The organism is Arenibacter latericius DSM 15913, assembly GCF_000424985.1.
Classification (GTDB): domain Bacteria; phylum Bacteroidota; class Bacteroidia; order Flavobacteriales; family Flavobacteriaceae; genus Arenibacter; species Arenibacter latericius.
This window is the reverse complement of record NZ_KE384288.1, coordinates 4,462-25,989: the sequence shown is the minus strand read 5'-3', so window position 1 is coordinate 25,989 and position 21,528 is coordinate 4,462. Positions and strand designations below refer to the sequence as shown.

At 36.4% G+C, this 21,528-nt stretch carries 14 protein-coding genes; 3 read left to right on the top strand and 11 right to left on the bottom strand.

Annotation, left to right across the window (positions count from 1 at the left end; all coding sequences use genetic code 11):
- Positions 1-10 precede the first annotated feature (10 nt).
- Positions 11-937: a malate dehydrogenase gene (mdh, locus tag H344_RS0118320; protein WP_026811597.1), complete on the bottom strand. Its 927-nt coding sequence runs from the start codon at positions 935-937 to the stop codon at positions 11-13.
- A gap of 298 nt (positions 938-1,235) precedes the next feature.
- Between mdh and H344_RS0118315 the strand changes: the two genes are divergently transcribed.
- Positions 1,236-1,421 carry a hypothetical protein gene (locus H344_RS0118315; protein ID WP_026811596.1) on the top strand — a complete coding sequence of 62 codons (186 nt, stop codon included), beginning with the start codon at positions 1,236-1,238 and terminating at the stop codon, positions 1,419-1,421.
- Between the two features lie 312 nt (positions 1,422-1,733).
- Here H344_RS0118315 and H344_RS0118310 read toward each other — a convergent pair whose 3' ends face one another.
- The 9 genes from H344_RS0118310 to asnB all read right to left on the bottom strand — a co-directional run bounded on the left by H344_RS0118310 (position 1,734) and on the right by asnB (position 16,616).
- The gene (locus H344_RS0118310; protein WP_240485024.1) at positions 1,734-2,348 is read right to left on the bottom strand and encodes an HPP family protein; all 615 of its coding nucleotides are present in this window, start codon (positions 2,346-2,348) and stop codon (positions 1,734-1,736) included.
- A gap of 229 nt (positions 2,349-2,577) precedes the next feature.
- Entirely contained in the window at positions 2,578-5,718 is a 3,141-nt protein-coding gene (locus tag H344_RS0118305; RefSeq protein WP_026811594.1) for a DUF3427 domain-containing protein, read from the bottom strand.
- The gene (locus H344_RS0118300) at positions 5,718-6,101 is read right to left on the bottom strand and encodes a (deoxy)nucleoside triphosphate pyrophosphohydrolase (protein ID WP_026811593.1); all 384 of its coding nucleotides are present in this window, start codon (positions 6,099-6,101) and stop codon (positions 5,718-5,720) included. Before H344_RS0118300 ends, H344_RS0118305 begins: the two co-directional genes overlap by 1 nt.
- A 368-nt stretch (positions 6,102-6,469) precedes the next feature.
- Entirely contained in the window at positions 6,470-7,261 is a 792-nt protein-coding gene (locus H344_RS21290) for a hypothetical protein (RefSeq protein WP_051254396.1), read from the bottom strand.
- 270 nt (positions 7,262-7,531) lie between these two features.
- Positions 7,532-7,828, bottom strand: coding sequence for a hypothetical protein (locus H344_RS0118290; protein ID WP_157378391.1), 297 nt, complete (start codon positions 7,826-7,828; stop codon positions 7,532-7,534).
- Positions 7,829-8,838: 1,010 nt separating this feature from the next.
- Complete coding sequence (locus H344_RS0118280; protein ID WP_026811591.1) at positions 8,839-9,204, bottom strand: DUF2200 domain-containing protein; 366 nt, start codon at positions 9,202-9,204, stop codon at positions 8,839-8,841.
- A gap of 1,989 nt (positions 9,205-11,193) precedes the next feature.
- Positions 11,194-12,201, bottom strand: coding sequence for a DUF6588 family protein (locus tag H344_RS0118270; RefSeq protein ID WP_026811590.1), 1,008 nt, complete (start codon positions 12,199-12,201; stop codon positions 11,194-11,196).
- Positions 12,202-12,469: 268 nt separating this feature from the next.
- Positions 12,470-14,425 (bottom strand): DNA topoisomerase (ATP-hydrolyzing) subunit B, encoded by a 1,956-nt coding sequence (gene gyrB, locus H344_RS0118265; RefSeq protein WP_026811589.1) that lies wholly within the window; start codon positions 14,423-14,425, stop codon positions 12,470-12,472.
- A gap of 520 nt (positions 14,426-14,945) precedes the next feature.
- A complete protein-coding gene (gene asnB / locus H344_RS0118260; protein ID WP_026811588.1) occupies positions 14,946-16,616 on the bottom strand; it encodes an asparagine synthase B in 1,671 nt (556 codons plus the stop codon).
- Between the two features lie 241 nt (positions 16,617-16,857).
- Between asnB and H344_RS0118255 the strand changes: the two genes are divergently transcribed.
- Together H344_RS0118255 and H344_RS0118250 are read left to right on the top strand one after the other, a co-directional pair.
- Entirely contained in the window at positions 16,858-17,397 is a 540-nt protein-coding gene (locus H344_RS0118255) for a DUF2911 domain-containing protein (protein WP_026811587.1), read from the top strand.
- Between the two features lie 238 nt (positions 17,398-17,635).
- Positions 17,636-19,885 (top strand): FUSC family protein, encoded by a 2,250-nt coding sequence (locus H344_RS0118250; RefSeq protein ID WP_051254395.1) that lies wholly within the window; start codon positions 17,636-17,638, stop codon positions 19,883-19,885.
- Between the two features lie 15 nt (positions 19,886-19,900).
- Here the strand turns inward: H344_RS0118250 and H344_RS0118245 are convergent, their stop codons facing one another.
- Positions 19,901-21,520, bottom strand: coding sequence for an amidohydrolase (locus H344_RS0118245; RefSeq protein ID WP_026811585.1), 1,620 nt, complete (start codon positions 21,518-21,520; stop codon positions 19,901-19,903).
- Positions 21,521-21,528 lie beyond the last annotated feature (8 nt).

The following is a 21,528-nucleotide window of genomic DNA, read 5'->3' as shown; positions in this document are numbered from 1 at the left end:
AGCCTCCGTATTATAGGTCTAAAAGGTCGTTAGTCTTTCTTACCCCAGCGGCACTTTCTTGCATTTTAGCTTTTTCTGCTTCAGTTAATTCTATGTTTACAACTTTCTCTATACCGTTTTTACCTAATAGTACAGGTACTCCTATACAGATATCTTCTAAACCGTACTCCCCTTCCAAAAAGGTAGAACAAGGGAACATTTTCTTTTGGTCGCAAGCAATTGCCTGTACCATAGCAGAAACTGCAGCTCCTGGTGCGTACCAAGCACTAGTTCCCAACAATTTAGTTAAAGTAGCACCACCAACTTTGGTGTCTTCAGCAACTTGGTTTAAGCGCTCCTCAGAGATAAATTCAGATACTTTAATACTGTTTCTAGTAGCATGGGCGGTTAATGGTACCATTCCGGTATCACTGTGGCCACCTATAACCATACCGTCTATATCAGAGATAGGAGCATCTAATGCTTCTGCCAATCTGTATTTAAAACGGGCGCTATCTAAGGCACCACCCATACCAATAATTCTATTCTTAGGAAGATCAGTAGTTTTATGAACAAGGTAGGTCATAGTATCCATAGGGTTACTTACTACCATTATAATAACGTTAGGCGAATGCTCAATAAGGCTAGAGGCAACGCTTTTAACAATACCTGCATTAATCCCAATAAGCTCTTCACGAGTCATCCCCGGCTTACGTGGAATTCCAGAAGTAATAACAGCAACATCACTACCAGCAGTTTTACTATAATCATTAGTAACCCCTGTAATTTTGGTATCAAAACCGTTTAAAGATGCGGTTTGCATAAGGTCCATGGCTTTCCCTTCGGCAAAACCTTCCTTAATATCTAAGATTACTACTTCCGATGCAAAATCCTTTATTGCAATGTACTCTGCGCAACTAGCGCCAACAGCACCTGCCCCAACTATGGTTACTTTCATTATAAGATTATTTTTTAAAATTAATTTTCAATCTTCCAAAAATACAGATTTTATATAGAAAACTATGAAGTAGAAAGGTTAAACCCTATAAAATTATATGTACTACGGTCCATTTTAGTGTTTTAAAGGGTTAAAAACGGAATATCTACTGATACTACACCCTAGATTGAAAACAGCTCCCTATTAAGGTTACACATCTATAAAACACTATAATATAGCGACATACATCGGAATTACACAATAGTTCCCAATAGTTAGCGTTAGAGATAAAAGGTCGTATTTAAGAAAAACCAACAAAATGAAAAAAACGTATGTATTCTTAGCACTTATTGGCATTCTATTTTCCGCCAGTTTCACTAGGATAACCGTAGACCATGAGCCACTTACAGCGCCAGAGGAAGAGGTAACAACCACCGTAGATGAGAAAGACAAGGGGACCGCATTTAATAAAAGTAAAGCAAACCTATTAGCCATCCACCCATAGGACTCATAAGATATTATGGCGCACAACAGGGCAACGTTTTAGCCCTCTAACCCCTGTTGCGCATAAAACCAATATTTCCCATTAGCTTTCTAGTGGGGGTATTGGTTTTTTTATGTGGTATATTTTGGCGTTTCCCTCCGGGCCGGGCTATTCGCTGCAAGTCCACGCGAGAACCTCGCTGCGGGCTTTTCACTTTTATCCCTAACGCGGCGATTATATAAATTATGCATTTAGCAAGGAAACTAAATACAACCTCCCTTAAAGAATATCCATGGTTTTTTTCATCTAGATTACCAATAGTACGTGCCCAAACTAAGCATCACTCTTCCATGTCCTAAAAATTCGGGTTAATTTACGATTGGTAGGATAGGAACGCTGCTTGGTCATATTATTAAAAATAAGTGCAACAATCAGCAGAATTAGGGTACCAGACAGAACAGGAGAAAGAACATAAAAGAATCCCAGCATCTTTAATTCTGCCGTACCAACAACCGCGATTAAGGCAGTAGCTCCCCCTGGTGGATGCAAGGTTTTGGTCATCTGCATCACAATAATGGAAGTTGATACGGCAAGTGGTGCCGTAATCCAAATAATATCTGGAAAGAGTTTAAAGATGGTCACCCCAATAATGGCAGATATGATATGTCCGCCAAGGAGGTTCCTCGGTTGAGCCATGGGGCTTTGGATAGCACCAAAAATAAGCACGCTAGAGGCGCCAAAAGAGCCAATAAGAAATATATGATCTGTTTTATGCAGGAAGGAAGATTGCAACAGGGCTATGAGGCCAATGCCAAAAAACGCTCCAATAAAAGACCAGAACTGCTCATTAAAATCCACCAAAGTTTCCTTGTAGATAACGTACCTACTAATTCGCAAATTCCTTTTTAATTTTTGGCTAATTCCATTTTCCGCTACTTCCTTACTCACTAATACCTTAAAATTATTGTTAGCTACTTAGGAGGGGAAATGCTTAGTGTTATTTAATACGATCACAAAAAAAAGCCAATCTCAAGCCACCAAACGGACAACCCCCTACCCTATCAATTTGCAAAGGTAGTAAGTAACCGCCGCTACTGCATACCTTCGATAAATTGAAACACATTTACCGAAAGTTGTGAAAAATGGGACAGGGGTGGAGGTTTAGATAGGTGAAAAATTATCCAACAGCCATTTTAGCAGATGTTTTCCATAAATATTGAGGAAGAGGCTCGCTTAAATGCCAATTTATACTTATTGGTTTAGAACCATAATGTTTTTGAATGTTACCCTCACCTATAAATACGTAACCCATTGTATTTCCAAACTCGTCTTTTGCTTTTTCACGAACAAAAAGTAGAATTTTTTTATTGAGTTTCTGATGATGAATATATGTTAAACCTTTCCCTTTGTCAGCTCTTGTTTTATTTTGACTTTGCCAATGAAATAACGTCTCACTAATTGCATAATCATTATACATTGTGCTAGGTGAGAAGTCTTCTTCAGATTTAATAAGGTCAATAAACAGGACTTCGGTATTAAGTGTTTTATTCTCAGCCACACCTTCTCTATTAGTAGATTTCTTATTAAATGTACTAAGCCCGAAAGCTGCCAAAATTTGGTCTCTAGTATACCTAGAATGTAATTTTAAAGGTTGCTTATATGGTAGTTCAATATCTAATTCTTTGAAGCTAATTTTATCAAGAAGAATCTCTAAAACTTCAATAATTTCTTTAACTAACACTTTATTCTTTCCAATTGCTTCTATACTTTCATTTATCGATTTAAAACCTTCAGAACCTTTCCAAACATCATAATGCAACATCAACAACATTACTTTTTCCTCTTCATTAAACAATCTAAAATCAGGCTTAAAGTTCTCTTTTGCCAGCTTTAATAAGAACCGAAAGTAACTTGTGGAATTGGTCGACAACCATTTTCTTAATATAGTAGAAACAATTTCTTTCTCATTGTGGCTTTCAAAATCTTTGTATTTTCCAGCCAGTTGAAGAAGCCTACTCCAACTTCCCCTTTTATAAATTGCCTGAAGACTAAGATTATTAAAAGTTATAAAATTAGCTAGCGAAAGAGGCAAAGTTGTTTGATGTTCAAAATTCTGAATCTTTTGAATAAGCTGCCTTTTATTTACATTAGTTGCCGCAATTATATTCTCCAGAATACTATTCTTCGCCTTTTTTTCAAGAACAATTGAGCATCCTAATGGTAAGTGAGGGAAGTTATCCTTAATTTCCTTTTGAACGGGTGTAGTGGTTTTACCAATTAAGGCTCTAAATTTATTTTCAAAATTATACTCTGGTCTTGCATTAGCAACAAAGTCTAATATCGTTAAACATTCTTTGCCGTCAGACAATCTAAGCCCTCTACCCAGCTGCTGAAGAAAAACTGTTAAACTTTCGGTTGGTCTTAAGAAAAGCACAGTGTCGATTTCAGGAATATCAACTCCTTCATTAAATATGTCAACAACGAATAAATAGTTAATTTCTTTATTTCGCAACTTTATTCTTATATCCTCTCTTTCTCTTGAGTTTTCACTTGTTAGATAATGAGCTTTTAAATTAGCTAAAGTGAATTTTTCTGCCATATACTTTGCATGCTCAATAGTCACACAGAATCCTAGAGCTCTTACATCATTAATATCTCTTAAATATTTATCTGCGTTGCTAATCACTTCACCTACACGTCTGTCATTAGCTAAATACAATTTTGTTAATTCACTTGGTACATATCTTCCATTTTCCCAACTAACTTTAGACAAGTCTACACTATCAGAAATTCCGAAGTATTGAAATGGACATAGAAGCTTTCTGTTTAAGGCTTCGGGTAATCGAATTTCAGCAGCAATTCTATCACAGAAATCGTCTAAAATATTTTCATTATCCATTCTCTCAGGAGTAGCAGTCAACCCTAAAAGAATTTCTGGTTTAAAATGATTCAGAATAGGACGATAACTTGAAGCAGCAATGTGATGAACTTCATCAATAATGATAAAATCATAAAATGTAGAACTTAAAGAAAGCTCTTCGATTCTATTTCTTAAGGTTTGCACGGATGCAAATACAAAATCGAATTTATCTGGCTGCATACCATCCACCCATAATTCACCAAAATTATTGTCTTTTAAAACTCCTCGAAAGGTTGAAGCAGCCTGGGTTAAAATCTCTTTTCTGTGTGCTACAAAAAGAAGTTTTGCTGATTTATTTTCTTGTTTGAACTTTTTATAGTCAAATGCTGAAATAACAGTCTTTCCTGTTCCAGTAGCTGCTACTAAAAGATTTTTATGTCGATTATGAACAGTGCGCTCAACTTCCAATGTTTCCAAAATTTCCTTTTGGTAAGGGTAAGGCTTCAAGTCGAAAAAGGCTATATTACTAACACCATGTTGCGGCATTTTTCCTGACCTTAAAGACTTAATCAATTTCTCAGAATGTATCTTGTCATCAAATAATTCAAATTCATTATTTTGCCAGTAAGCTTCAAAGGTTTTTTGAAATTTGTCAATGATGTGTCCAACTTCTTTGGTTGTAATTTTAAGATTCCATTCCAAACCATCTGTTAATGCAGTTCGTGAAAAATTAGAAGAACCAATATAGCCAGTGTGAAACCCTGAATTGCGATAAAAGAAATATGCTTTTGCATGCAATCTTTCGTTACCAGTATTATATGAAATTTTAACTTCAGTATTTGGCAGATTAGATAATAATTGAATTGCTTTATAATCTGAAGCACCCATATATGTAGTAGTGATTACCCTTAAACGTCCACCTCTTTCTGTAAATTCTCTCAGCTCTCTTTCAAGAATTATTATTCCTTTCCATTTAATAAAAGATACAAGTAAATCTACTCTGTTTGAAGACAAAATCTCCTTTTTCAATTCGCTCTCTAAAGACAATCCAACATTGCCACCTGTAAATAATTCACTATGTGTTAGCCTGGTATATGGAGTTATTTCTTTAAGATGTAATTCTAAATCTGAAAAATGTGCATCAGTTTTTTCGAAAACAGCTTTTAGAATTCGCCCTTCTGCTTTTATAAGATCATCTTCAATAAGGTCATTATCTATTTCATCTTTTAATACCCCAATAATCTTATTAGCAATTTTAATTTGATTTTCTATTGCGTGTTCACCCTTAATTAAGGATAGCGCATATCCAATTGTACTATTCAGGTGCTTCGATAAAACTTGTGCCGCTTCCTCTTTATCAATTGCAGAGTCCTTAATGTAATATTCATTTATTTCGAGGCTTTGAAGTTTGGAAGCGACAAGCTTAGTTATTAACTGTTCGTAAATACCTTCAATCATTACACAACTGTTTTTAACTCCTTTATAAAAGGAATATCAGCTTCCGCTAAATCATGATTTATTAGATCCTCATATTTGACAAATTTGAAATCCTTATGCTCTAAAAGAACAATTTCACCTCCTATAAAATCACATAAATAGGCAGTTAATTTTATTTTAAATGAACCATAATCGTGGATATTAGAGGATATCCTTTTAAGAGGAAATATTTCAATATTTAACTCTTCTTTAATTTCTCTCACAATAGCTTGCTCTTCGTCCTCTCCTTCATTTAACTTACCTCCAGGAAACTCCCATTTTAAAGGCAATTTCATTTCTTCACTTCGTTGGGCGATAAGAATTTTATCATCTTTTATTATTATAGCACAAACTACTTCAATCATTATTATAATGCTTTGTATTTAATTAGTTTGAAAATATTACGAGTGATTTAGCTTCTCTAGGTCTCTAGCGAAATCAATGAACAACTTATATGCTCTCGTAAAAGAATATTTATCATCTGAATTTTTATCGCTTCCTATGCGACTTTAAGTATATTCTTATTTATTACCTAAATCAAATTCATTCTACTTACATCAAAGGTGCGTCACTTAATACATCTAACCAGCCATTAAAAACCTCAACCAAACAAGATAATAAAATATTAGAATGCATCCTCACTTTACCGAGCTAAAAATCTTACATGAGTGTGAAACTCAAGAGTAATCTAACACTTAAAAACACTATGCTTTAAATAATCAGCAAGAGCCAATCACTCCCCTTCAAACCTCACTTCCGTATCAAAGAATTGTGGGTTATTAGTGATCTCATAAAGATTTCCTGAGATTTCGATGCCTTTAAAATCAGATAAGACTCGCGCATTCTTATTGCTAACCGATTTTACTTTGTAAGGAAATATATACCTATTTTTAAACCGTATCATATCTACCATAGGACTATCCGCTGTAATAGTAGTATCTTTCTCTTTTTCCTGCTTTTCCATAGCTTCCTGGGTTATGCGTACAGAAAACCCCGCTCTACTAAAATTGGTGATAAAAGATTTATTAAAATCTGGAAAGCCGCTCTCCTCTTTTCCCTCTTCCCCATCTGCATTGTCTGTGGATATGTCTTTAGCTAATGCGCCACTAAAAATATCCAATTCATCAAAATTCTGCCCTTTTAGCTTTTCCCCAAATGCCAGCAAATCTTCCTGATCCTTAAAATCGTATTTCAATTTCATCTCTAAGGTATTGGTCACCGAGTCCGATTTCATAGACAAACTAAAAGGTTCTAGCTCTTTAATTTTATCTTGGTCTTCCTGACTTAATTTGGCAATACTATCTTTTTTTAATTCTATATAATCGGCAAAAACAAGTAGGGTGTCAATTTGTTGACTAGCAGCATCCTCCTCAGAACTCAGCCCCATTTTCATCATCTCGGACATATCAAAACCAAGGCTATAGGTGCCACTTCCATTGACATTAAAATGGGTTTCCTGAACAATTTCACAGCTGGTTAAAAGGAGTAAGGCGAATAGGAAAATGGTGATTTTCAAAATTTTCATAGTTTGGTTGGTTTAGTGGATATATGCAAAAAATCGGTTAAGCGTATGTTTATGCCGTCAACCAGCAGTCCCATTCACCCTTAACCAATTTTAAGGTATTATGTGTACAATATAGCAAAAGAAGGAGAATGAGCGCTAAAATTTTTAGGAATCTACAGCAACTAACTACTTATTAAAAGATGGGAGCTAGGATTAAAATCTAGTTATCAGAAGGCATAGAAATGAAAATTACAGTGATGGCATTATAAATAGCTATAGGCTGACTTAAATTTATGTAGACGATTTCTCCTTACCACCTGAAAAAGCAAATATTAAGAACCCTCCAAATACAATAGCAAACAGACCAGCTATTGCAGCAAAAGGTCTAAAATCAGAAATAAGAGGAGTAAAAAAGTCTTTAAAACCTACTTCCCCCATGAGAATTAATACGAAAGCAGCTATTACAAACAAGTAACCGAAAAACTTAATTACACCAGAATATTTCGCTTTGCTCGCCGTCAATAAAAATAGAACCCCAAAAACTAAACGCACTACTATGGCAGTGACATATAATGAGGTATTCGCCATATTATTCTCTATAAAGAGGAAAATTATATCTGGTTTAACAAGCAACGATATCCCCGAGAGGAGCATTAGTATCCCGAAAAATTTAATTAGTAAAATCACGCCTTGTTTATTTTACTGTTCTTCATATGTACCCCAACAACCACTAGAATAAGGAAACCTCCAACGCGGACAGTAATAAATCGCACGCCGATATTTCATATTGCTATATTAAAACAATATAAAGTATTATAAGAAACCTAACAACGTTTTATTGACTTCCTTTAAAACGTACAACATAGCCCTAACAAGGAACAAAAAATACAAAGTGATAAAATATTAAAACGCTTTCACTATGATGGATAGCGCCATATGGATTAATAAAACCAAGATGCTATAAAACAAAAACTCCCGAAATATCGAATTTCGGGAGTCTTTTCTCTTGTCAACAGAATTAATTGTAGTCAGTACGTATCTCACACAGGAGGGATACAAACTTTCACCAAAGCACAACTTTCATCATTATCTAATATGGGCCTAATGACCCTATGTAATGGAGTTAATACCATGGTTTTTATAAAGCTAGGATTATCCTTTTTTAGCTTTCTTTTCCCTTTTTTCCGCCTTTTTCTCTTTTGCAGTTTTAGCGGGTTCTTTTTTTACGTTCTTCTTTGCGTCTTGACTCTTTGCCATGATATAATCTTTTAAATACTCTTGTTCTTGTTCTTAACCACTAACAGACCTTCTGCTAGCTTATTCTAGTTTTCTGATGAGCATAGGGCACAGCTAATTACAGCTGAGAAGTCAACAGAAATCTATTTCTAAATATACTAATAATAATGGTAGGTTCTTAGAAAATAAAATCGAGTATTTTCACCTTATATCAGGGGCGAATTTCTTTAAATTAAATTTTAAGTTCCAGTGAAAACGCCTACATAATTTTATGCCCCCCTTATAAAAATAATCAGCATAAATAACCTTAAGAAAGCCTGTATAAAAATTGTTAGATATAAGTAAAAGGATATTCCTCTCTTTTATCTAGTACGCAGAATCTTTTCCATTTTTCTTCCTTTTGCCAATTCATCTACTAGCTTATCCAAATACCTAACTTGCTTTGTTAGTGGGTTTTCAATTTCCTCTATTCTATAACCGCATATAACCCCTTTAATAAGATCTGCATTAGGATTTATTATCGCTTCTTGGAAAAAAGTTTCAAAAGTAACTTTCTCGTTAATCAACTCTTGCAATTTACTGACATTGAACCCCGTAAGCCATTCTATTACCTGATGCAACTCTTCCACGGTTCTGCCCTTTTTTTCCACTTTTGTAATATAATGAGGATATACAGAAGCGAAAGTCATTTTCGCTATTCGCTCATTATGTTCTGGTGTTGTTTTCATGGTTCTCTTTATAATACTTCTTAAAATAATGATTTATTTCCTTCAGAAAAAATCTTTGGGTTTACCATTGGCTGCTATAGGATATTATTCTAAACTTAGCCTTCATTAACCTAAGAGCGAAATTGCATGTGTTATCTTTATCTCCTTATTTTTAGGTCTCCACTGCATCTACCTTCGGCAGACAGGCACTACCTTCGGTAAGCAGGCTCCACCTTGGCAAGTAAGCCCCATCTCACTACTCAATTCTAACATCTCAATACTAACCTTTAATTACAATAACAAATCCCTCCGATTTGTACTCATAATTACATTTACCGTTGTTTTTATTTAAACATCTATATTTATTTTATAACTTCGACTACGCTCAGTCACCGTATTTGCGGCTAATTATCTAAAGTTCCTTTTCTCGGGCCTGCCCTATGGAGAGATATAATACTAAAATTAGATTTCTAATTTTACCTAGAATTAATCTTTCACTGTTAAGGCGTTAAAGGTTTGTAACCAACAAATCTAAATACTAAATACTTTGTACTTAATACTCCGTACTCAGTACTATTTCTGTACGAGGTCTCCACTGCGTCTACCTTCGGCAGACAGGCACTACCTTCGGTAGGCAGGCTCCACCTTGGCAAGTAAGCCCCATCTCACTACTCAATTCTAACATCTATCACCTAACTAAACATATATTGGGTATGCATTATGTAGTTAGTTTTGTATTTGAATTATAAGTGCTTTTAATCAATTTCTCTAACCTACTTGCTTTCATTTAGTTCATTGGTTTTTATTTGTTTCTTATAGGAATTCATGAAGCTCCTTCGTCGGTTTAGTTCATTGCTTTCTATTTCCTTTTTAAAGGTATTCATGAACCTCCTACGTCGGTTTCTTTTGCTCGCCCAAATGCTATGCATTCATGAATTCCGTTAATATCAATAAGTAAGCGTATGAATAAAAGAAACGAACAGGGCCGATAAACTAAGGTACAGTGTACCTTGGTTTAGAGGAGCCAGCCGTAGCGAAGACCAAGAATTTTAATTCAACAATCTATTTCAGTATAAATCCGGAATACCATTACAAATGATTTTACATAAAAGTGATGGAGTAATAAATCAAGTTAGGATGTTAAAGGTATGTAACAAACAAATCTAACTACTCACTACTTAATACTTTGTACTAGCGAAAGCGAGGAGCTTTATATGCTACGCTATTTAATTAGGATATTATTAAAAAGACACCCAATCTTACCTTAGCTAAAATTCGTGTTCTCGGGCCTGCCCGAGGGAGAGATATAATACTAAAATTAGATTTCTAATTTTACCTAGAATTAATCTTTCACTGTTAAGGCGTTAAAGGTTTGTACCCAACAAATCTAAATACTAAATACTTTGTACTTAATACTCAGTACTATTTCTGTACGAGGTCTCCACTGCGTCTACCTTCGGTAGACAGGCCCTACCCTCGGTAGGCAGGCACTACCTTCGGTAGGCAGGCTCCACCTTGACAAGTAAGCCCCATCTCACTACTCACTTCTAACATCTATCATCTAACTAAACATATATTGGGTATGCATTATGTTGTTAGTTTTGTAATTGAATAATAAGTGCTTTTAATCAATTTCTCTAACCTACTTGCTTTCATTTCTTTTGCTCGCCCAAAAGAAACGAAACAAAGAAAAAGGCGCCTTCTCCTATGAATTTTTTCGACACCGAGGTCGAAAAACCATGGGCCAAACTCCGCGTCGCTACGTTCCTTCGCTCCTGATTTCGGAGCTTTGGCCCATTATTCTGAGGATAAGGAATTTTGCTTCGCTATTTAAATAGGATATTATTAAAAAGATACCCAAACTTAAGTTAGCTAAAGTTCGTGTTCTCGGGCTTGCCCGAGGGAAGAACTCAATTCCAATATCTCACTACTTAATAGTTAATACTATTCCAAAAAAAACCCGACCACAGTTTCCCATGACCGGATTTTCAAAATATTTTACAACGCGATTTACCTAAAACCGAAATTCACACCAACCGTTAAATTATTATATTCTGCAAAGGTATAATCGGCATTTAGTCTAAAAAAACCTAGCTTTAACTTGGTTCCCACAGTAGCAGCCATTCCACTTACTTTTCTGGTAAAACTAAATGGGTCTATATAGGTTTCTGACTGAAAGGGTCCAGAACGAACATTATATTCACCTAATACATCTGTAATAGACTTTCCTGAAACATATCCTAAGCCTCCGTAGAAGTTAATAATCTTTAATTTGGTAGCTGCTACTGCTTGGAAATTCCACACATCCATTCCCACATCTATCCGCTGATCCTTACCATCTACTACATTGGTATTGGTAAAATCATAAGTTCCATCTAAATGAGTATATCCTATTACCGCAGAAATAGCTACGGGCAATGCATTTTCTGTAGAAAATAACTTTGTAATTTCTTGTTGTAACCCAACCCCGTATAAGCCTATATTTACCTCATCGTTATCTATCTTAGGTAAGAATCTAGCCTTCACTTCAAGTCCTTTAACTAGTCCTACACCAACTTGTAAAAACCCACTTGGAATAAAATTAATTCCTTCAGAAGCCAATCCGGTAGGTAAATCAAATTCTTCTCTAGAACTAATCCCCAAAAACTCTCCTTCTACAAATACTCCGATCCCTTCTAAATCCCCTAAAGCAGTAGACACTAATTTAGAAGTACTACCATCTTGGAATTGCAGGTTTTCATAATCTGCAGTGTTCAAAAGAAAGGTCTTCTTATCATCTTTAAAGGAGGTCATATTCCCAACTATAGAAATCTCAAATCCACCCAAAGGTTTAGCATCTGCAGTATTGTACCAGCCATTTGCCAAACTATACAACGCCCCCTCTGAGACTGGCCCCAAATAGTTATCGGTAAACTTCTCGGCATCCTCTATTCCCGCTGCAAAAATCTCATTAACGTTAGATTGAGAAAATCCTGCAAAACCTAAGAATAGGCAAGCCGAAGCAATAATATATTTCATAATTATATGTTGTGGTTATTATTAACGAGCAAAATAAATAAATTTCATCATACAAAATCTAATTATTGTTGTAAAATCTTACATTTTGTAGGTGTATGCGCAAGTACCATGAGTCGAATAATTCCCTCAACGTTAAATGCAACGGCAATCACCAATAAAAAACAACCATATTACTTAAAAATCTCTCTTTAAGAGCAAAACCCGATTTATAAAACAAAAAAAGCCCACACAATTTGTGCGGGCTTGATTTAATTATAATCAGTCTTACTTATACATCAATCTTAGCATAAGAAGCATTTTTCTCAATAAACTCACGTCTAGGCGGTACGTCATCCCCCATCAACATAGAGAAAACTCTATCTGATTCCGTAGCGTTATCAATATTTATTTGTCTAAGGATCCTATGTTCCGGATTCATTGTGGTATCCCACAATTGCTCGGCATTCATCTCCCCAAGACCTTTATATCGCTGTATACCAACACTACCTCCAAAGCTTTCTGCAATCTCATCCCTTTCATTATCACTCCAAGCATAGCGCTTTTTAGATCCTTTCTTAACCAAATAAAGTGGTGGCGTAGCAATATATACGTGACCACCTTCTATAAGCTCCCTCATATAACGGAAGAAGAATGTTAATATTAAGGTTTCAATGTGGCTACCATCCACATCCGCATCACACATGATTACTACCTTATGATAACGTAATTTTTCTAGGTTAAGTGCTTTACTATCCTCTTCAGTTCCGATAGTAACTCCTAAAGCGGTATAGATGTTTTTAATCTCCTCATTTTCGAACACCCTATGAGACATAGCTTTCTCTACGTTAAGGATCTTACCCCTTAATGGCAAAATTGCCTGGAAGTTTCTATCTCTACCTTGTTTAGCAGTACCACCCGCCGAATCTCCCTCCACAAGGAATACCTCGCATAAAGTTGGGTCTTGCTCCGAGCAATCCGACAATTTTCCAGGAAGTCCTCCTATACTCATCACCGTTTTACGTTGCACCATTTCCCTTGCTTTGGTAGCAGCATGTCTTGCTTGAGCAGCCAGTATTACTTTCTGAACAATTACCTTAGCATCATCTGGATGCTCTTCTAGGTAGTTGGTCAGCATTTCTGACACTGCCTGACTCACTGCAGAAGAAACCTCACGGTTACCTAATTTGGTTTTGGTCTGACCTTCAAACTGAGGCTCCTGTACCTTTACAGATACAATAGCGGTAAGCCCCTCTCTAAAGTCGTCCCCCTGCACCTCAAACTTCAACTTATCTAACATTCCGGACTGATCCGCATATTTCTTAAGAGTAGTTGTTAAACCTCTTCTAAAACCGGAAAGGTGCGTACCTCCTTCATGGGTATTAATATTGTTTACGTAAGAGTGAAGGTTTTCTGTATAAGAAGTATTATACACCATAGCTACTTCTACAGGAATATCGTTCTTCTCACCTTCCATAGCGATTACCGTACCAATTAACGGCTCCCTATTTCCATCCAAGAATTTGATAAATTCTTTTAATCCTTCCTCAGAGAAAAAGCGCTCACTTAAATACTCACCATTCTCATCTATTTGTCTCTTATCGGTAAGGGTAATTGCTAGCCCTTTATTTAAGAATGCCAATTCTCGCATTCTATTAGATAAGGTTTCGTAGCTATATTCTATCGACTGAGTAAAAATAGTATCATCAGGAGTAAAGGATACAATAGTTCCTCTTTTATCGGTCTCTCCAACTCTTTTTACAGGATAAAGTGCTTTTCCTTGACTATATTCTTGCTCCCAAACAACTCCGTCTCTATGTACGGTAGCTTTAAGGTGCTTAGACAAAGCGTTCACACAGGATACCCCAACACCGTGAAGTCCACCAGAAACTTTATAAGAATCTTTATCGAACTTACCACCGGCTCCAATTTTGGTCATTACAACCTCTAATGCGGAGACCCCTTCTTTCTTATGAATATCTACTGGAATACCCCTACCATTATCCGTAGTGGTAATAGAATTATCTTCGTTTATTATGACTTCGATAGAATCACAATGGCCACCCATTGCTTCATCAATGGAGTTATCCACTACCTCATACACCAAATGATGCAACCCTCTAGTACCAACATCCCCAATATACATTGACGGACGCATACGTACATGTTCCATCCCCTCTAGAGCCTGTATACTATCTGCAGAATAATCATTCTTTTTAAGCTCTTCGTTTTTTCCTTCTTCGCTCATAAATTTATACTTATTTCATTATAACTTTAGCAATCCTACAAATATAATCAATACCCCGTAAACTATAAGGTTGTTACGGGTATTACTTGGCAAGTTATCAACAATAAATGTGCAAAACCTAGGTTTTTAGCCTTCCGTAAAGGATATTTACTAAAATTAGGGGGTTATCAGCTGCGCTAAGCGATTTATTGTAGCTGATTGACATGATATACCTCAGCATAGTAAATACCCCCAAATAATTGCTTAATTGATGTTTTGTAATTCCTTTTATCAAATTAACAGCATCGAAACAACTAATAAATTCACTCCAATTACTCCCCTTTAAGCAATCTTTTTAGTTGTACTTATTGTTACACCAACTACGTACTTTTAAACAAAAAAAACACCCACATACCAAATAAATTGACATTTGTGGGTGTTTCTAATTAACATAGAAACTAACTTAACATAAATATATTCATAATTCTTATGGCTGTCTAAAGCGACTACTAATTAAACTTATAGAAAACCATAAACCTTATTATTTTACATAAGCATCTGCATGTACTTTAGATACTGCCCTTCCAGATGGGTCGTTCATGTTTTTAAAAGCTTCATCCCATTCCAGTGCAATTTTGGTACTACAAGCCACTGAGGCCTCTTGCGGAACACATAATGCAGCTGCATCTGAAGGGAAATGCTCCTCAAAAACAGCACGGTAATAATACTCCTCTTTTGAGGTGGGGGTTTGTAATGGAAACCTATATTTAGCATTTTCTAATTGCGTATCCGATACCTCGTTTTCTACCATGTCTTTTAGGGTATCTATCCAGTTATAACCCACTCCATCAGAAAACTGCTCTTTCTGCCTCCAAGCAACACTTTCTGGCAACATATCTTCAAAAGCTTTTCGCAATACCCATTTCTCCATTCGCTCCCCATTAATCATCTTATCCTTTGGGTTAATCCTCATAGCCACATCCATAAATTCCTTGTCTAAGAAAGGTACCCTACCCTCTATTCCCCAAGCCGCCAACGACTTGTTTGCTCTAAGGCAATCGTACATATGTAACTTCTCTAATTTACGCACTGTTTCCTCATGGAAGTCTTTTGGACTTGGTGCTTTATGGAAGTATAGGTATCCACCAAAGAGCTCATCGGCACCTTCTCCAGACAACACCATTTTAATTCCCATGCTCTTTACCACCCTAGCCATAAGGTACATAGGAGTAGAAGCCCTAATAGTAGTTACATCATAGGTTTCTAACTTATATACCACGTCTTTTAAAGCATCTAAACCTTCCTGTATGGTAAATTTTATCTCGTGATGTACCGTTCCAATATGATCTGCCACTTTTTTAGCTGCAGCAAGATCTGGAGACCCTTCCAATCCCACAGAAAAGGAATGCAACTGAGGCCACCAAGCTTCTGTAGTATCACCTGATTCTACTCGCTTTTGAGCATATTTTTTTGCAATTGCCGAGGTAATAGAAGAATCTAACCCCCCAGACAATAATACTCCATAAGGTACGTCTGACATCAATTGTCTGTGCACCGCAGCTTCCAAGGCCTCTCTTATCTTCTGTATACTTGTTTCATTATCCTTTACCTCATCATAGTCTTTCCAATCTCTAGAATACCATTGTTTTAATTCGCCATCTGCACTGTGCAAATAGTGACCAGGAGGAAATAACTCAATCTTAGTACAAGTCCCTTCCAAGGCTTTTAATTCTGATGCTACATAAAAGGTACCATTACTATCCCATCCAATATACAATGGAATGATTCCCATATGATCCCTAGCGATAAAATATTCGTCCTTCTCCGTATCATAAATGGCAAAACCAAAAATTCCGTTCATCTCGTCTAGAAAGCTTATCCCCTTTTCTTTGTACAAGGCTAAGATTACCTCACAGTCCGATTCTGTCTGAAAATTATAGGAACTCGTCAATTGACTACGCAACTCCCTATGATTATATATCTCACCGTTTGCTGCTAAAACTAATTTCCCATCTTCACTTAACAAGGGCTGCTTTCCTGAAGCAGGATCTACAATTGCTAAACGCTCGTGAGCCATTATAGCCTTATTATTAGAAAATATACCACTCCAATCTGGTCCTCGGTGTCTAATTTTCTTAGACATTTCCAATAGCTGAGGCCTTAAAACCTCAGTACTTTCCTTCACGTCAAAAGCACAAACAATTCCACACATAACTTATTTATTATATCAATTATAAACCAAATGTCTTTATATTGTTTTAATTATAAAATATATATAGTGATATTAGTTACAAATAGAAACTTAATATTACATTTTAGTTGTAATTAAAAAGTTAAAGTCGGGTTTAAGTAGAACTAATGCTCCATAATGTAAGTTGGTATAAAAATTGCGACTATTTATACCAATAAATAGGGAATACTACTTAAATTTGATAATCATTAAAACTTTAAAAATGAAAAATCTTTTTACAATTACACTTATGATCATTGCCATGTGCTTTACAACAGATGCAACAGCACAAAAATTCAGCGGATTAGATAAAAGTCCAGCTGACATCGCTTCCTATCCTTCGGATTATAAAGTCTCTGAAAAATTAGTTAGGGTAATTTATAGTAGGCCTCAATTAAAAGGAAGGTCTATTACCGAATTGGCCCCTGCAGGAAAAGTATGGCGCACTGGAGCCAACGAAGCTTCAGAAATAACATTTTATAAAGATGCTACCGTTGGAGGGAAAGCAGTAGCAGCAGGCACCTATTCCTTATTTACTATACCTGGTGCAAATGAATGGACCATTATTTTAAACAAAAACCTAAATCAATGGGGTGCCTATTCTTACCAAGAAAGCGCAGATGTTCTAAGAGTACCCGCTAAAGTAAGCAAGGGATCGGAATCTTTGGATGCCTTTTCTATAGCCTATAAGGATATGGATAAAGGAACTAATTTAGTTTTAGGATGGGGAAATACTAGAGTAAGCCTCCCTATAGTATTCTAATAAAAATACTCGCTAATTGAGCCTTAAAGGGTCTCACCTTTACTTTAAAAAGTTAGCGGCAGCACCTTTTAGGGCTTGCCAAAAAGAATTTAATCTATATAAAGACCGAAGTGTACGCTTCGGTCTTTATATTTTTTATACCTTTTTAAATCCTAGAAAAACCCAAAAAAATTGCACCTAGGCTTTCTTAGTTCTCAAACTAACCTTAAAGCCAAAATATTGCACGTATTTTTGTATTATGATTAAGGATTGGATACGTTTAGCTTCTCTTTATTTTAGAAGCGCACACTTTTTCCGTGCTGGTAAATTCACTATTTCAGCACTGATCCCGCTACTTGCTCTTGGACTGATGGGGTATTCGGAATACGCTATACCGATGGCCATTGGGGTGTTTTTAAATGCCCCTAGTGATATTCCAGGAAGTTTAAGGAGGAAGGTCCGAGGGATTCTAATAAGTATAGTCCTCACCATGGGGGTTACCTTTATAGTTAGCCTTGCCCAACCACACTTCTGGTTACTACTTACCGTAATTCTCGTCTTTTCTTTTTTCATCTCCTTATTGGCTGTATATGGATTTAGGGGCTCCCTAGTAGCATTTTCAGGACTTTTATCAATGATTTTAAGCCTTGCACACGGGCTCTCTACTATTCCCCTTTGGACTCATGTTTTATTAATTGGAATTGGTGGTCTTTTTTACTTAGGCTTTTCCCTATTAATTCATAGAATAATCCCAAAAAAGGATGAAGACCAATTGCTATCGGACACTCTAAACCTTACGGGCGACTACCTAGCTGTTAGAAGCGAATTATTAGCGAAAACCGGGGAAAGAGATGAATTATCACGTAAGCTCTTTAGCCTACAATCGGAAATTAGCGAAAAACACGAGGTACTAAGAGAGCTTCTCCTAACCAAGGAGAAAAGAGTAAACAGGTCTCATTTTGATGAGAAACACCTGATGATCTTTATATCCCTAATTGATATTTATGAGCTTGCTTTAGCCAATAGTTTGGATTACCATAAGGTAGATCGACTTTTTAAAGGTCATACAATTCAACTCGAAAAATTTATAAAAGTAAATAGTGTATTTAGCGAGCAGCTAAAAATATTATCAGATAGTATCATCACCAAACAAGCCATTCCTTCCAAAGAACCCATGGTGAAGGCACTTACAGAGGCTAATGAAGCCATAAAAGCCTATATTGATGCAGTTGGTTTTCCAGAAGCTAGGGAAGGTGCTGTAATGCTAAAGAACTTGCACGACTACCAAACCTTGCAACTACAAAAGATCCGTACTGTACGACGGGCATTAGCAAATGTTAGGTACGATTCTAAGCTCTCCCTAAAAAGTAAGGATGCGCATCAGTTTATTACAGATCAAGAGTACGGGTTTAATATTATCCTAGAAAACCTTAGTATAAAATCCCCAATTTTTAGACATTCTCTCCGTCTTACTGTTGCCCTTACCATTGCCTATATTTTTGGTACTGCTTTTGGAATAACAAATACCTATTGGATCTTACTAACCCTTATTGTAATCATGAGGCCTAACTACGGGCTTACTAAAGAAAGATCTATCAATAGAATTATAGGAACCCTGGCCGGAGCTGCTATTGCAATAGTTATACTCTTTTTAACTCAAAATCCTATTGTATATGGGGTACTAGCTGCCTTATCCTTAACCATCGCTTTCTCCCTAATTCAACAAAGCTACCGATATGCAGCTGCTTTTATTACCATCAACGTAATATTTGTTTATTCCCTAATTGTTCCAAATGCCTTAGAAATTATTCAATACAGGGTATTGGATACTGTTTTAGGAGCCGTACTTGCTGTTATTGCTAATTATCTTTTCTGGCCCAGTTGGGAGGCTATGAATTTAGATAAGTTTCTTACGGAAAGCATACGCTCCAATGCTAAATATTTAGATGCCATTAGACATTTATATCGCACCAAAGAAACTTCGGAATTAGGTTACAAAATCCCTAGAAAAGAAGCTTTTTTATCGGTGAGTAATTTAAATGCCGCTTTTCAGCGTATGTCTCAAGACCCGAAATCCAAACAAAAATCTGCAGATTTAATCTATGAAATGGTAGCCTTAAATAATACTATTCTCTCTACCTTAGCTTCTTTAGGAACCTTTATTCAGCATAACAAAACCACAGCAGAATCGGTTAACTTTAGAACAGTGGTTGCTTATATTGAGACTACGCTAAAAAACGCCGCTAAGGAGATAGATCAAATTGATGTACTCCCTAGCAATCGCCCAGAAAACATAGACGTCGCAAAAGAAAATTTAAAATTCTCCTATGACAATTTAGTAAGGGAACGAGAAACTGCAGTAGAGAATGGTAATATCACTATTGAAAAAGATATGTTATCTCACCTACAAGAGGCACACTTAATATATAACCAATTGGTCTGGCTTAAGGATTTATCCGAAAAACTAGAAACCGTTTCTAAGAAATATAGAAAGCGCTGTACCGAATAAATGAGATTAACCATCTTATTTTGTCTTCCCATCTATAAAGGTAGCTTCTGCTTTAATATTGGGGATCTCTTCTAGGGGAACGGTCATGATATCATCACTCAATATAGTAAAGTCTGCAAATTTATCCACCGAAATACTTCCCTTTTCTGCTTCCTCAAAATTAGAATAGGCAGCCCATATCGTCATCCCTTTTAAAGTCTCTTCCCTGCTAAGTGCATCCTTCATTTGAAAACCATTCTCTGGATAATTATTCACATCTTTTCTTGCTACGGCGGAGTAAAAGGTAAGGAATGGATTCACTTGTTCCACAGGAAAATCGGTCCCCAATGCAATTGTCCCTGCTTTGTTCAACATAGTCTTATAAGCATAGGCGCCTTGCAACCGCTCTTCTCCCAGCCTATCTCCTGCCCAATACATATCACTAGTAGCGTGTGTAGGCTGTACTGAAGGTATAATTCCATCAGAAAAATAATCAAAATCCTCAGGGGATATTATCTGGGCGTGCTCTATCTTCCACCTACGATCTGGTTTTCCTTCTAGAACATTTTTATAGGCTCTAAACACAGCAATATTAGCAGAATCTCCAATAGCATGGGTATTCATCTGGTAATCGGACTCAGAAATTTGCCTTGCAATATCCTCAATAGTAGCTACGGAAGTAACCATAGCCCCATAATGTCCGGGCTGATCTGAATACGGTTCCCTCATGGCAGCTCCTCTAGAGCCCAATGCGCCATCTCCAAAGACCTTAAAAGACCCCACATTTAATTTATCGGTCTTTATAATTCCTTTGGGTAAATAGTAATCTAAATTTTCTTGGGAGGCACTTACCATAGCATACACTCTAATAGATAAGTCACCTGTCTGCTGCAAGCTATCTATAAGCGCTATCGTAGACCTACCAAGACCCGCATCGTTTACCGTAGTAAGGCCATAATCTAAGCATAATTCTTCCGCCTTCTTGAGGGCTCTAATTTTGGTCTCCTTATCTGGAGCGGGAATAATAGCATCTATAAGCCCCATAGGCCCATCAACCAGTACTCCGGTAAGTTCGCCGTTTTTTAAAATCACTTCTCCGCCATCTACTTTAGTGGTCTTGGTAATACCAGCCATATCTAACGCCTTCTGATTTGCAATTAGGGCATGACCATCTATTCTTCGTAATGATACTGGGGTATCGGGAAATAGTTCATCCAACTCTTCCTTAGTAGGAAATTCTTTTACCTCCCAATTATTCTGATCCCAACCTCTACCAACAATGAAATCTTTGGGATTTTGTTCCTGAAAAGCCTTTACCCTCTCCAATATCTCCTTGAAGCTTGTAGCACCTGTTAAATCTACCACTTGCTGATTAAGACCCAAGCCATAAAAATGACAATGGGCATCTATTAAGCCAGGGACAATGGTTTTCCCACCAACATCCATTATATTATCTGAAGTATATTGCTCCTTAATAACATCCGTTGTACCTACACCTACAAACTTTCCATCCTTTACGGCAAATGCAGAAGCTTTGGAAAAAGAATCGTCTACAGTATATACGTTGGCATTAAGTACTATTAAGTCTGCCTTTTCCTTAGGGGTTTCACAAGCTAAGGCCAGTAATCCCAAGCCTATAAGAAGATATTGTTTCATATGTAGAT